Raw genomic sequence first — 13,445 nt, forward strand, 5'->3', positions numbered from 1 at the left:
ATGGTTGGAATTGTCGATTCCGCGATGATGATCGCGATCCGCACGCGGCACCGCAAGGACTCGGCGGATCTGCTGGCCATGGCGATAGAGCTGACGGACAGGAACCCGAATTGCCGGGTCGGCCTATACGCCCTGGATAACCTGCCGCAGAAAAGCGCATTCTACGAATTCGGCAACAGCGCCGAATTCCTGGCCGGCTTCATCCGGGAACTCGGGCTCGAGGATGTGCAGGACATGGACCTGAACCAGCCGGGCGTGCCGCCGGCGAAGGTCACGAAGATCCTGGAACGCAAGCTTTCCCAGGCCCAAGCCAAGATCGCCTATTGCCGGGCCTATGCCGACGGCAAGGCCTTTCGCGACGAGGACATAGACGATCTGGAATGGCATATCCGCGGGCTTCTGCGGCAGCTCAGCGGCTTGCGCGACCAGATCGGCCGCATCGCGCCGGCGGTGCAGCCCGAACCCGAGCCGATCAAGGCGACCGCCTGCCTCATTCCCTTCAAGGGGCGGGCCAGCGCGCAGCAGTGAACCGGGGCTTGCGCCCCGGCCCTTTCGAAACGTGCCGACCAATCCGCATTTGCCCAAGGCAGAATATGACGAGGAGTAGCCATGTTGACGAAGTGCCGTTTTTCCGAAACTGCCAGCAGCGAAGCATTCGACCATGACTGCGGCTCTACAGGCGGAGAGCTGGTCATCTATATCTTGGCGGCGATAGCCGGAGGGCTGATGGGGGTCAGCCTGGCACTTTTCCTGAACCTGTCGCTTTTGGGCGTTTTCCTGGCATATTCCCTGGGTGGAATGGGCGCGATTCTTGTCATGGCGGTGGGGCTGTTCCTGCTGCGATCCTTGCGGCAATCCATCACGCTGGCGATCCGGCAGAACCGTCCGGGCTATTTCCCCCAGGACTGAAGCGGGCCTTCATCTGCGGGCGCCGATACCCCGACCTTGCCTGCGCATTCGCAGGGTGCTGCTGCCCGGCAAAGGGGTTGCGGGGCACCCTTACCTCGGCCAGCTGTCCTCTGGACGGCGGCCCTTACGCCGCATCGAGTTCGCGCCAGATCTTCAGCAGCGCCGTTTCAAAGGTATCGCTGTTGTAATTGGCATTCACCACCGCGCTTGCGTGGCGGCGGATGGCATCAAGACGCGCCGGCGCGGCGGCATATTCCGCCACCGCCGCCTCCAGCGCATGCACAAGCCCCAGGGTATCGTCCTCGGTCACGGGAATCCCGGTTTCGGGGGTGAAGTATTCCCGCCCGCCAAGCCCGGTGTAGCCGACCACGATGCAGCCCGCCGCCATTGCTTCTGCTGCCGGGAAGCCGATCGATTCCATGCGCAGCAGCGAAATGAAGAACTGGCTGCGTTGCAAATGATCCGAGACATTCAGCCGCGGCATATTGTCGAGTTCCTGAATCCGGTATCCCTTCAATTTCCCCCGGCGCTCCAGCGTATCGACGATCTGGCGTGCCTCTGCCGAGCGTTTGCGCGGCATATAGGTAATCAGCCGCTCCTTTTCCTCGCGAAAGGGAAAATCCTCGGGCTTCATCGAGACGGGAAGGTGATGGCCGGTCTGGATATTCAGAAGTTCGAACTGATCGAGGCATATTTGCGAAACGCCCAGGAACCAGTCCGCGCGTTCGCGGATGTCGAGCCCCCTTTCCATGGATTCCGCATGAGCCTCCTGGAAGGCGAACGGGTTTTGCACGAAAACGCCAAGCCGGGACTGCGGAAAAGCCGTCATTGCCGCGGTGATCATGAACTCCGGTATGACCAGAATATCCTCGACCCCCGGCCGCCAGGGTTTCAGGGGCCCGCCGCGAAGTTTTTCGCCCATGAGAATAAAGGGCGACATGAGCCGGGCGCGCCGGCCGTCCAACCCCTGTTTTTGCCGGGCAATATAATAGTCATAGGTATAGCAGAGCGGCGGCTTGTCGGGATGGTCCAGATAGCCGGCGGCGGGGCTGTTGTGCAGGATGGCGGCGTCATAGCCCGCCCGGCACAGCGCTGCCACCGTGTCATAGATGACGGCAATCCCGCCCGATGCCGTTTGCGTGTCGGGACACAGGAAAAGATAGCGACGCACCATGGCACCCGGAAAGCTGATTTCCAGGAAACATGTTGAAGAAAGCCACGGGTGTCAACGCAACACTTGACGGCGCAGCCGGGTTTTCCGGGCAGGCTTGGTATGTGGATACCGCAGCAGACGGCGCCGCGTGCAGGCCGGCGGGCCGTCCAGGGGCGCAGGAATCCGCGGCGGAGGGGGCAGGCGATGGGCGCAGATTTAGGGCGAAGCCTCTTTTCGCTCGCATTCCGTGCCGGTATCCTTAGGATCGGCCGGGGTAATTGTTTCTGCAAACTGGAAATGCTGCATGCTGATATCTGACAAGGCGCCCGAGGCTCCGTCAGTCGCGCTGTTGACCTTTGTGCTTGAAGAGCATCATTGCGTGATCCTTGAAGATTGGATTGCCTTTTTCGACCATCCGATTGCCGAGCTGGTCGTGCATCTGGGCAAGGATCCCGGCATAGAAACCCGCGTCCGGCAGCTATGCGAAGCGCATGGCATTCGCCTGCATGACATGGGCAGGACGACGCCGCGGGAAACCACCGATTCGGAACAGCAGCTTCTGGAAAAGCAGTTCGATGCGGTAACGGCCGATCTTGGATGCGTGGTGCGATTGGATACCATTCCCTATCGCGCCCGGAATGTGGCCTGGCAGGACGCGGCCCTTGCATTGATGAAGGAAACGGGCGCCTGTTTCATGACCGGCAGCACATTGCCCTATCGCGCGGACCGGCCTACGGCCAGGCCGGAATTCATGCTGACGCAAAGCATCAGCAATTGCTTCCTGGTGATCCAGCCGGAAATCTGGAGGACGCTCCAGGCCGGAACCCAGGATTCCGAGTCGAAATACGGCAGGTTCCTGGTCGAAGGCGCGGCCGAGGATTATGTGGCGGAAAACGGCCTTTGGGGCTTGCGCCTTGTCAATGGCGAGGACATTCGCATCTTTCATTGCCAGGAATGGGGGTTGCGATTGCTTCGCATCCGGGATTCCTTTCGCAAGGGACACAGGATCTCTCCATTCCTTCGGGGATACCAGGACGATTACCTTTACGAAAAGGCACGATACTACATGCAGCGCCGGGAACCCCTGCTGCGACGGGCCAGGGTTTTCCTGGGCTACTGGCGCCGGCGGCTTTTCAATTGAGGGGCTGCCGCGCCGTCCGGTCAGCGCCAGCGGACATCCAGCATGACCCGGTTTTCGTCATACATCGGAACCGTCGACGACCGACGTTGCCCCGCCAGCAGCAGCGTGAATTTCGGCGTCAGGGCGACCTCGGTGCCCAGGGTGCGGACATCGTCCCGCCGCGGGGTGCCGAAGACCGCAGAGCCCTCTTCCCGTTGCCAGCCGATGCCGAGGGTCACGGGGCGGTTCCCGACCGGGCGGGTCAGCGACAGCCCTGCCCGATAGCGGATGGCGTTGTGGCCGGCGACCCTTTCGCCGGCGGAAAGCTGAAGCCCGACCGCCCCGATCCCGGAAACGGCGCTGCCGAGCGACAGGTCCGCGAAGGCCTGGCGATAATCCTTGCGCCAGGTCTGCCGCAGGCCCAGGGACATCTCGTGCAGGGCGCCCGCGGCCTCGAATAGCCTGGTGCCGCGCAGGCCGGTCCAGGCCAGATGGCTTTCGGACAGATCCGTCCGACCAAAGGCGTAGCCGCCGCACAGGTCGACAAAGCGCCATTCGCCCAGGTGCTGCGCAAGGCAGGCCCCGAGCCCCAGATCCTGGCGCGAAAGATCGTGCCGCGGCGAATAGACCGCCGTCGCCTGGCCCGCCAGCCGCAGCACCCGCCCCGGCGCCAGCCGGTATCTTGCGCCGGCCGAGGCGGTAAGGCCCAGCACCAGCCCGCCGCGGGCGCGGCTTTCCGGGCTGACCGTCAGGTCGATGCCCCCGACCGTCAGGCTTTCGCCGGGGATGCCGCCGTTGATATTGTCGTCCCATCGCAGCAGCGGCCGGGCGGTCAGGTGCCGCGACAGCAGGACCGGCTGCGGGCGGCCGTCGCGCAGCATCCCTTCGTGATGCAGCAGCCGCGCCAGCAACGGGGCCCGCCCGGCAGGACGGTCGCGCATCAGCGCAAAACCCGCCAGCCGGGGCAAGCCGGACATCAGCGCCGCCTGGGTCCGGTCGGGCTGCTCTGCCCAGGCGGGCGAGGCCAGGCAGGGCAGCAGGCTGGCGAAGACCCAGGCCCGCCAGCCCGCCTTCCATGATGCGGGCAGCATTCGGCGGGATCAGCGCTCGGCGGCGAAGCCGCTGTCGCCGAAGACCGCGCCCGTGGCGCCGTCATATTCGACCGTGCCGGTGATGGTCCCCCGCACGGCCTCGGCGGCGCTGCCCCTGAACGTCCCGTCCAGCGCGAGGTCGAGGCCGAGGTCGCCGCGGTCGCCGCCGCCCAGCGTGCCCGCCGCGCGGCCCGTCATGCCGTTGCCGCTGATGCTGCCGCCGGTGATCGGCAGGCTGCCGGTCAGGGTGGGGCCGTCCTCGACGCCGACCTCGTGGATCTGCCCGGAAACGCTGCTGCTGGCGAAATCCGCGTTGAGCGCGATCCTGGCGTTCGCGGCCTCGTATCCGGGATCGCCGACAGCGACCGGGCCGCCGGTCATGTTCATTTCGACGAAGGCATAGCCGTCATAGGTGGCGCTGCCCGTCGTCGGCATGGCTGCGGTGCTGGTCGGGGCAAGGGCTGCGGTGCGGCCCTCCATCTCCATCAACGGCCCGTCATGTTCCAGAAAGGTCTGGCCGTCCGCTGTGCCGCCTCCACCACCCGGCACGCCGCCGCCTCCAGACCCGCTGCTACCGCCGCAACCTGCCAGCGCCAGCGTGATTGACGCGGCCAGGACGCCGCCGAAGATCTTGCCCGTCTGCATGGAACCCTCCAAGAAAACCTGAAATCACGGGCGCAAGGCCCGGTTCCGATTACAGGGCCGGGGGCAGGGGACTGTCGTCACCCGTTTGGGTGAAGGCGAGCGCGAAATTCTTGCAAGGCGACATCATTGCGGACGACACATTCGGCGGGCAGCCGCATAGGCCGCCGCCCGCCGCCAGGTTCAGCCAAGCGTTTCGCGCAGCGCCTCGGCGGTCGCATCGACGATCACCTCCGCCTCGGCCTCGGTCAGGCAAAGCGGCGGGGCCAGGCCGATGATGTCGCCCTGCGGCATGGCCCGCGCGATCACCCCGCGCCTGAGCATGGCGGCGACGACCCTGCCGCCGATGCCCTCGGCCGCGTCGAAGAAGCCGCGCGTGTCGCGGTCGCGGACCAGCTCGACGGCGCAGAGCATGCCCTCGCCGCGGATCTCGCCCACGTTCGGGTGATCGCCAAGCGCCCCGCGCATGCGGTCGTTGAGGTAGCGGCCGACGCGGCCGGCATTCTCGACCAGCCCCAGCTCGTCGATCAGCCGCAGGTTGGCGATGCCCGCCGCCGCGCCGATGGGATGGGCGGAATAGGTCCAGCCATGGCCCAGCACGCCATGTTCGTCGGTGCCCTGCATCAGCACGTCCCAGACCTTCTGCCCGACGATGCTGCCCGACAAGGGCGCATAGGCCGAGGTCAGGCCCTTGGCGCAGGTGATGATGTCGGGGGTCATGCCATAGTGATCGCTGCCGAACATGCTGCCCAGCCGGCCGAAGCCCGTCACCACCTCGTCCGCGATCAGCAGGATGTCGTGTCGCGCCAGCACCTTCTGGATCGCATCCCAATAGCCCCTGGGCGGCGGGACGATGCCGCCGGTGCCCAGCACCGGCTCGCCGATGAAGGCGGCGATGGTGTCGGCGCCCTCGGCCGCGATCAGCCGCTCCAGTTCCTCGGCGCAATGGGCGCTGAACTGTTCCTCGGTCATGCCGGCGTCCTTGCGGCGATAGTAATAGGGCGCCTCGGTATGGATCACCTGCGCCAGCGGCAGGTCGAATTTCTTGTGGAACAGCTCCAGCCCGGTCAGCGAGCCGGTCATCAGCCCCGAACCGTGATAGCCCCGCCAGCGCGAGATGATCTTCTTCTTCTGCGGCAGCCCGCGGATGTTGTTGTAATACCAGACCAGCTTGACGTTGGTTTCATTGGCGTCCGAGCCGCCCAGGCCGAAATAGACCCGCGCCATGTGTTTCGGCGCCCGGTCCATGACCATTTTCGCCAGCGTGATCGAGGCTTCCGAACCATGTCCGGCATAGGCATGGTAATAGGCCAGCTCGCGCGCCTGCGCGGCGATGGCCTCGGCGATCTCGGTCCGGCCATAGCCTGCGTTCACGCAATAGAGCCCGGCAAAGCCGTCCAGCAGCCGGTTGCCGTCGCGGTCGATGATATGGACGCCTTCCGCGCCCGCGATGATGCGCTGCGGCCCCTCGCCCCGCGCGAATTGGCCCAGATTGGTCGAGGGGTGGAACAGGCTTTCGCGGTCCCATCTGGACAGCTCGTCATTGGTCAGCATCACGCTCTCCTTGTCTCTGCCCAGTCGCGGCAGACGTATTTGATCTCGGTGAAGGCCTCGAGCCCGTGGCGGCTGCCCTCGCGGCCCAGGCCCGATTGCTTCATGCCGCCGAAGGGGATCGGCGCGCCCGTGACCTTGGTGCGGTTCACCGCGACCATGCCGAACTCCAGGGCGCGGGACAGGCGATAGATGCGGCGCGGGTCGCGGCTGTGGACATAGGCGACAAGGCCGTATTCGGTGGCGTTGGCGATGCGGACCGCCTCGTCCTCGGTGTCGAAGGGGGCGATGGCGGCGACGGGGCCGAAGGTTTCCTCGCGAAAGATCAGCGCCTCGGCCGGCACATCGGCCAGAACGGTCGGGCGATAGAACAGCGGCCCCTGCGGATCGCGGCTGCCGCCGGTCAGCAGGCGCGCGCCGCGGGCCAGCGCGTCCGCCACATGCTCCTCCTGCTTCCTGACCGCGCCTTCGTTCATCAGCGGGCCGAGGTCGCGATCCTCGGCCCCCGGCCCCAGCGTCAGCGCGGCGGCGGCGGCGGTGAAGCGGCGGCAGAACTCGTCATAGACCGGCCGCTCGACCAGGAAGCGGTTGGCGCCCAGGCAATCCTGGCCCGAGGTGGCGAACTTGGCCTTGATCGCCTCGTCCACCGCCAGGTCGAGGTCGCAATCGGCAAAGGCGATGAAGGGCGCGTGCCCGCCCAGCTCCAGCACCAGCCGCTTCACCGTCTCGGCGCTTTGGCGATAGAGCAGCTTGCCGACCTGCGTCGAGCCGGTGAAGCTGAGCGCCCGCACCCGCGGATCGGCGCACCAGGCGCCCACGATCTCGGGCGCCTCGCCCGTCACCACGTTGAAGACGCCGGCCGGAAAGCCCGCGCGATCCGCCAGTTCCGCCAGCGCGGTCGCCGACAGCGGCGTCTCGGCCGAGGGATGCACGACCACGGTGCAGCCCGCTGCCAGCGCCGCCGCCGCCTTGCGGGTGATCATGGCGCAGGGAAAGTTCCAGGGCGTGACCAGTGCCGCGACGCCCAGCGGTTCGCGCCACAGCTCCATCTCGGCGGTCGAGAGATGCGAGGTCACGCTTTCGATGTTCGGGCGCTTGGCTTCCTCGGCATAAAACTCGACGAAGCTGGCGGCATAGTCGATCTCGCCGCGCGATTCCGACAGGGGCTTGCCCTGCTCGGCGGTCATGATCCGCGCCAGATCCTCGCGCGCATCGACGATCAGCCGGTGCCAGCGCATCAGCACGGCGGCCCGTTCCTGCGGCAAGAGCGCCGACCAGCCGGCAAACGCCGCCTGCGCCGCATCGACCGCCGCGCGGGCCTGCACCGCATCCAGCCGCGCCACCTGCGCCACCGGCTGCCCGGTCGCGGGATCGGTGACGGCAAAGCGCGCCCCGCCCACCCAGGCGCCGTTCACGAAGGCATCCTCGCGCATCAGGGTCTTGTCGGTGATCATGGCTGAACCTCCTCGCCGATGACGGCGACGCAATCGCCGGGTTTCACGATGCCGGGGAAATGCCGCGCCATCATCAGCCCGGCGCGGCGGGCATGGACCGCGACCGGGGCCAGGCCGGTGCGCGTCACGGGAAAGATGCGGGCGACGGGCTGGCCTTGTTCCACGGCATCGCCCAGGTCGGCCAGGAACTCGATCAGCCCGCCATCCTCGGCAAAGGTGAAGCAATCCGCATCGGGCATGTCGAGCCAGCGCGTCGGCCGGGCCTCGACCTCGCCGCGCATCACCCCGGCCGCGACCAGCAGGTCGCGCAACCCCCGCCGGGCGATCCCGGCGGTGCGGGCGGTGGCGGTGCCGCCGCCGCCCAGTTCGGTGGTGACGAAGGTCTTGCCCATTTCCTCGGCCGCGGTGTCATACATGCCGACCGCGTCGATCTCGAGCATCCTGACCGACCAGGGGGCGCCGAAGGCGCGCACCAGGTCGAAGGCCGCCGCCTCCTGCCGCTTGTCGGGCAGGATATGGGCGGCGCAATAGGGCAGGAAATCCAGCGTCTTGCCGCCGGAATGGAAATCCAGCACCACATCCGCCATCGGCAGCAGCACGCGCTGGAAGTAATCCGCAAGCTTCTGCGTGACCGAGCCGTCCGGCCGGCCCGGAAAGCTGCGGTTCAGGTTGCCGCGGTCGATGGGCGAGGTGCGGGTGCCCGCCGCAAAGGCCGGGTAGTTCATCGCCGGAACGATGATGATGCGGCCGGTGACGTCCTTGGCCCGGATGGTCGCGGCCAGGTCGAAAAGCGCGATCGGCCCCTCGTATTCGTCGCCGTGGTTGGCGCCGGTCAGCAGCGCCGTCGGCCCCTCGCCGTTGTTGACCACGGTGATCGGGGTCATGATCGACCCCCAGGCCGCATCGTCGCGCGAATAGGGCAGGCGCAGGAAGCCGTGCTGCACCCCCGGCGCCGCGAAATCCACCGTCGCCGCGATGGGCGAGGGCGCAAGCTGCATCTGCAACATGGCGCTAGTCCTTCACGAACAGCTGGCGCGGGACATCGGCAAGGCATTCCACGCCGGTCTCGGTGATCAGGATCGACTCGGTGATCTCCAGCCCCATGTCCTCGAGCCAGAGCCCGGTCATGAAATGGAAGGTCATGCCGGGTTGCAGCACGGTGCGGTCGCCGGGGCGCAGGGACATGGTGCGCTCGCCCCAGTCCGGGGGATAGCTGACGCCGATGCCGTAGCCGGTGCGGTTGTCCTTGACGATGCCGTATTTCGCCAGCACGTCGAAGAAACCCTTGGCGATGTCCTCGCAGGTGTTGCCGGGCTTCGCGGCGGCCAGCCCGGCCTCCATCCCCTCCAGCGTGGCCTTTTCGGCGTCCAGGAAGGCTTGCGTCGGCTGGCCCAGGAACACCGTGCGCGACAGCGGGACGTGATAGCGGTGATAGCAGCCGGCGATCTCGAAGAAGGTGCCTTCGCCGGCCTTCATCGGCCTGTCGTCCCAGGTCAGGTGCGGCGCCGAGGCATCGCGCCCCGAGGGCAGCAGCGGCACGATGGCCGGATAGTCGCCGCCGATCCCGTCCACGCCGCGGGTGCCGGCGTCGTAGATCTCGGCGACCAGGTCGCATTTGCGCATCCCGACCTGCACCTTGTCGAGGATGCGGGCGTGCATCGCCTCGACGATGCGGGCGGCGTTGCGCATATAGGCGATCTCCTGCGGCGATTTCACCGCGCGCTGCCAGTTCACCAGCGCCGTGCAATCGCTGAGCGTCGCGTCGGGCAGGTTCCGGGTCAGGCTGGCAAAGGCGGCGGCGGTGAACCAGTAATTGTCCATCTCGACCCCGATGCGCTTCGCGCCCCAGCCGCGGTCCCGCAGGATGCCGGACAGGTAGTCCATCGGGTGCATCTGGGGGTTCTGCACGTAATGGTCGGGATAGCCGATGATGTTGTCGGGCTTCAGATAGGCCGTCAGCTTCGCGCCGTTCGCGTCCTGTCCGCGGCCATACCAGATCGGCTCGCCATCCGGCGGCACCACGACGCATTGATGGACATAGAAGGACCAGCCGTCATAGCCGGTCAGCCAGTTCATGTTCGACGGATCGGTGACGATCAGCAGATCGACCCCCGCCTTGTCCATCGCCCGGCGGGTCTTGGCGAGGCGGTCGGCATATTCCTCGCGGGTGAACTTCAATGCGACGTCTGTCATGGCGGTTTCTCTTACAGGGTGAAGCTGCGGCCGGCCCCGGCCTTGCCCGCGCGGGCAAGCGCCAGGGTGGCGATGGCGGTGTCCTGGATGCCCGTGCCGGTCAGGTCGGCCAGGGTGATCTGTTCGGGGCTGGTCCGGCCGGGGCGCTGCCCTGCCAGGATCTGGCCCAGCTCGGGGAAATCCTGCCCGGCCAGCGGCGCGTGGTGGAGTTCCCCCAGCTCGCGGGTCTGCGACAGGCGATCGGCGACGTAATGGGCACGCTCGATCAGGTCCGGCGCGATCTCGTTCTTGTGCTGGGCATCCGAGCCCATGGCGGTGACATGGGTGCCGGGCGCCACATCGGCGGCGGCCAGGATGGGCTTTTCCGCGGGCGTGGTCGTGACTACCAGATCTGCGCCGCGCGCAGCCCCGGCCACAGTCGCGGCGGCGATCACCGGAATGCGCAGGGCGGCGGCCATCTCGGCCGCGAAGGCTTGCGCCTTGGCGGGATCGCGCGCCCAGACCCGCGCGCCGGCCAGCGGCCGCACCAGCGCCAGCGCCTGCAGCTGCATCCGCGCCTGCATCCCGGCGCCCAGGATCGCCGCCGTCGCCGCGTCCGGCCGGGCCAGCGCATCGGCGGCCACCGCCCCGGCGGCGGCGGTGCGCACGTCGGTCAGATAGCCGTTGTCCAGCAGCAGCGCCTCGACCAGCCCGGTCGTTGCGGACAGCACCACCATCATGCCGTTGGTCGAGGGCAGGCCAAGCGCCGGGTTGCCGAAGAAGCCGGGCGAGATCTTGATCGCGAAATGCGTGAGGCCGGGGACATAGGCGGTCTTCACATCGACCTCGCCCCGGTGTTCGGGGATGTCCAGGCGCAGGATCGGCGGCATCGCCACCGCCTTGGTCGCCAGCGCCACGAAGGCGTCGCGGATGCAGGCCACGGCCTCGGCGTCCAGCGGCACCAGGGCGCGCAGATCGGTCTCGGTCAGGATGGTCACGGGCGGTCTCATGCGGCCTCCGCCATGATGCGCGCGTGCAGCGCGGGGTCGATATTCGCGCCGGAAAGGATGCAGACGGTCGGGCCCTGCGGGACGACCTTGCCCGCCAGCAGCGCGGCGGTGCCGACGCTGGCCGCACCCTCGACGACATGGCCGGCGCGGCCGAGATGGCGGATGCCCTGGGCGATCTCGGCCTCGGTCAGCAGGATCACATCGTCCAGCAACGCGCGGCAGAGCGCGAAGGTCACGCGGTTCTGCAAGCCGATGCCGCCGCCCAGGCTGTCGGCCAGGCTGGCGGTTTCCGCGACCTCGACCGGATGGCCGGCGGCCAGGCTCGCGGCCATGGCGGCGCCGTTTTCCATGGTCAGGCCGATGACCCGCGTGCCGGGGGCCAGCGCCTTGATCGCCACCGCGACCCCGGCGGCAAGGCCACCGCCGGACAGCGGCACCAGCACCGTTTCCGGCGTGCCGATTTCCAGGCCGATGGTGCCCTGGCCCGCCACCACCGCCTTGTGGTCGAAGGGCGGGATCGCGGTCATGCCTTCCTGCGCCACGGCGCGGGCGACCTCGGCCATGGCCTCGTCCTGGCTGGCGCCGGTGATGCGGACCTCTGCCCCCAGATCTCGGATCGCCTGCACCTTGTTGCCCGGCACCAGCCGCGACAGGCAGACGGTGGCCGGCACGTCCAGCGCGCGGGCGGCATGGGCCAGCGCCCGGCCATGGTTGCCGGTCGAGGCGGTGACGACGCCGCGCGCCAGCGCCTCGGGCGGCAGCGACAGGATCGCATTGGTCGCCCCGCGCAGCTTGAAGGCGCCGGTGGTCTGGCGATATTCGCATTTCAGCCAGACCGGCTGGCCCAGCCGCGCCGACAGCGCCTTGTCGCGGACCAGCGGCGTTTCGATCACATGGCCGCGGATGCGTTCGGCGGCGGCGCGGATGTCGTCCAGCGTCACGGTCATGCCAGCCTCATCAACTGGCCCGGAGCCACCGGTCCGGTCACGTCGCAGGCCCGCGCCGCGGCCCAGAGCGTCGCGGAATTGGCCGAGACCACGGGCACGCCGACCGCATCCTCGATCCGGTCGATGATCGCGCAAGCACGCACGGCGGTGCAGGCGATGAACAGCGCCTGGCTGCCCGGCACCAGCGCGGCGCGCGCCGCCTCGATGATGGTGGCGTGCGAGATCCGCGCCATCTCGCGATCATCGGTCAGGTTCAGGCAAGAGACGCCCTGCAGGGCAAAGCCGCCGGCCTCGAAGCATTCCGCCATCGGCCGGGTGGTGCGCGGGGTATAGGGCGTCAGCAGGGTGATCCTGTCCGCCCCCAGCGCCCGCAGCGCCGCGAAGCCGGCCGAGATCGGCGTGATCGGTTCCGCCGAGGGCTTGCCCAGCCGGATCGCGTCGCGCACCGCCTGGTCGCCGATCACCACCGAGGCCGAGGTGCAGCTGTAGACCACCGCATCCAGATCCTCCTCCGGCAGGATCAGCGCCGCCGCCGCGGTCACGTCCTTGGCCATGGCGGCCAGCGTCTCGGGCGTCACCGGGTTGGCAAAGGGGATGCGGGTGGCATAGACGCCCACGCCATGCGCCGGCAGGGCGGCGAAATCGACCTCGGTCGTGTGGTCGGTCGCCAGCGTCACCAGGCCCAGGCGGCGGGGCAGGGGGCGGTCGTCCAGCGCGACCGGAACGGACAGGACAGTCACCGCGAAATCCTCCCATAACGGCGTTCCAGCCAGCGCAGCGCCACCACCGAGATCAGGCTGACGACCAGGAACATCACGCCGACCAGCGTCATCGGCTCGACATAGCGATAGGAGCTGTTGGCCACCGACTTGGCCTGGTTCATCAGCTCAAGCACGGTGATGGCCGACAGCAGCGGCGTTTCCTTGAACATGGCCAGCAGATAATTGGCCATCGCCGGGATCATCGGCGGCACCGCCTGCGGCAGCACCACGTGCAGCCAGGTCTGGCGCGGGGTCAGGTTGGTGGCCTTGGCTGCCTCCCATTGCCCGCGGGGCACCGCCTCGATGCCGCCGCGATAGACCTCGGCGGCATAGGTGGCGTAATGCAGGCCCATGCCGATCACGCCCGCAGTCAGTGCCGGCAGGCGCAGCCCCAGGTCGGGCAGCACGTAGAAGATGAAGTAAAGCTGCACCAGCAGCGGCGTGCCGCGGATGAACTCGACCACGAAGCCGGTGGTGCGGGCGACGGTGCGGTTGGCCGAGCGGCGCAGGATGGCGAAGACCAGCCCCAGCACGGCAGCGACCACGGCGCCAAGCGCGGTGGCGACCAGGGTGATCCGAAACCCGGCCAGCAGGGTCGGCATGATCGACCAGGCGAAATCCCAATCCCATTCCAT

14 protein-coding genes are annotated in these 13,445 nt (G+C 67.8%); 3 read left to right on the forward strand and 11 right to left on the reverse strand.

From position 1 onward, the window contains the following. Together KF941_RS13295 and KF941_RS13300 are read left to right on the forward strand one after the other, a co-directional pair. Complete coding sequence (locus tag KF941_RS13295; RefSeq protein WP_214273551.1) at nt 1–528, forward strand: hypothetical protein; 528 nt, start codon at nt 1–3, stop codon at nt 526–528. A gap of 81 nt (nt 529–609) precedes the next feature. Next, complete coding sequence (locus tag KF941_RS13300; protein WP_140848403.1) at nt 610–909, forward strand: hypothetical protein; 300 nt, start codon at nt 610–612, stop codon at nt 907–909. 124 nt (nt 910–1,033) lie between these two features. On the opposite strand, the gene KF941_RS13305 is transcribed toward KF941_RS13300, so the two are convergent. Beyond that, nucleotides 1,034–1,873, reverse strand: a complete 840-nt coding sequence (locus KF941_RS13305) for a glycosyltransferase (RefSeq protein WP_214273552.1) — start codon at nt 1,871–1,873, stop codon at nt 1,034–1,036. A 436-nt stretch (nt 1,874–2,309) separates the two neighbouring features. Between KF941_RS13305 and KF941_RS13310 the strand changes: the two genes are divergently transcribed. Then, nucleotides 2,310–3,203 carry a hypothetical protein gene (locus KF941_RS13310; protein ID WP_214273553.1) on the forward strand — a complete coding sequence of 298 codons (894 nt, stop codon included), beginning with the start codon at nt 2,310–2,312 and terminating at the stop codon, nt 3,201–3,203. 20 nt (nt 3,204–3,223) lie between these two features. On the opposite strand, the gene KF941_RS13315 is transcribed toward KF941_RS13310, so the two are convergent. The 10 genes from KF941_RS13315 to ehuD all read right to left on the reverse strand — a co-directional run bounded on the left by KF941_RS13315 (nt 3,224) and on the right by ehuD (nt 13,445). Further along, nucleotides 3,224–4,273 (reverse strand): hypothetical protein, encoded by a 1,050-nt coding sequence (locus KF941_RS13315; protein ID WP_214273554.1) that lies wholly within the window; start codon nt 4,271–4,273, stop codon nt 3,224–3,226. A gap of 9 nt (nt 4,274–4,282) precedes the next feature. Beyond that, entirely contained in the window at nt 4,283–4,918 is a 636-nt protein-coding gene (locus KF941_RS13320; RefSeq protein ID WP_214273555.1) for a transferrin-binding protein-like solute binding protein, read from the reverse strand. A gap of 180 nt (nt 4,919–5,098) precedes the next feature. After that, entirely contained in the window at nt 5,099–6,469 is a 1,371-nt protein-coding gene (locus KF941_RS13325) for an aspartate aminotransferase family protein (protein WP_214273556.1), read from the reverse strand. After that, nucleotides 6,469–7,920: an NAD-dependent succinate-semialdehyde dehydrogenase gene (locus KF941_RS13330; RefSeq protein ID WP_214273557.1), complete on the reverse strand. Its 1,452-nt coding sequence runs from the start codon at nt 7,918–7,920 to the stop codon at nt 6,469–6,471. The genes KF941_RS13325 and KF941_RS13330 overlap by 1 nt, the downstream gene beginning before the upstream one ends. Further along, on the reverse strand, nt 7,917–8,927 hold the full coding sequence (gene doeB / locus KF941_RS13335; RefSeq protein WP_240540301.1) for a N(2)-acetyl-L-2,4-diaminobutanoate deacetylase DoeB: 1,011 nt from the start codon (nt 8,925–8,927) through the stop codon (nt 7,917–7,919). Before doeB ends, KF941_RS13330 begins: the two co-directional genes overlap by 4 nt. 4 nt (nt 8,928–8,931) lie before the next feature. Next, nucleotides 8,932–10,113 carry an ectoine hydrolase DoeA gene (gene doeA, locus KF941_RS13340; protein WP_214273558.1) on the reverse strand — a complete coding sequence of 394 codons (1,182 nt, stop codon included), beginning with the start codon at nt 10,111–10,113 and terminating at the stop codon, nt 8,932–8,934. Between the two features lie 11 nt (nt 10,114–10,124). Further along, the gene (locus KF941_RS13345) at nt 10,125–11,102 is read right to left on the reverse strand and encodes a cyclodeaminase (RefSeq protein ID WP_072463009.1); all 978 of its coding nucleotides are present in this window, start codon (nt 11,100–11,102) and stop codon (nt 10,125–10,127) included. Continuing rightward, nucleotides 11,099–12,049 carry a hydroxyectoine utilization dehydratase EutB gene (gene eutB / locus KF941_RS13350; RefSeq protein WP_214273559.1) on the reverse strand — a complete coding sequence of 317 codons (951 nt, stop codon included), beginning with the start codon at nt 12,047–12,049 and terminating at the stop codon, nt 11,099–11,101. The genes KF941_RS13345 and eutB overlap by 4 nt, the downstream gene beginning before the upstream one ends. Then, entirely contained in the window at nt 12,046–12,789 is a 744-nt protein-coding gene (locus KF941_RS13355) for an aspartate/glutamate racemase family protein (RefSeq protein ID WP_214273560.1), read from the reverse strand. Before KF941_RS13355 ends, eutB begins: the two co-directional genes overlap by 4 nt. Continuing rightward, entirely contained in the window at nt 12,786–13,445 is a 660-nt protein-coding gene (gene ehuD / locus KF941_RS13360) for an ectoine/hydroxyectoine ABC transporter permease subunit EhuD (RefSeq protein WP_214273561.1), read from the reverse strand. Before ehuD ends, KF941_RS13355 begins: the two co-directional genes overlap by 4 nt.

The organism is Paracoccus sp. pheM1, from assembly GCF_018499825.1.
Classification (GTDB): domain Bacteria; phylum Pseudomonadota; class Alphaproteobacteria; order Rhodobacterales; family Rhodobacteraceae; genus Paracoccus; species Paracoccus versutus.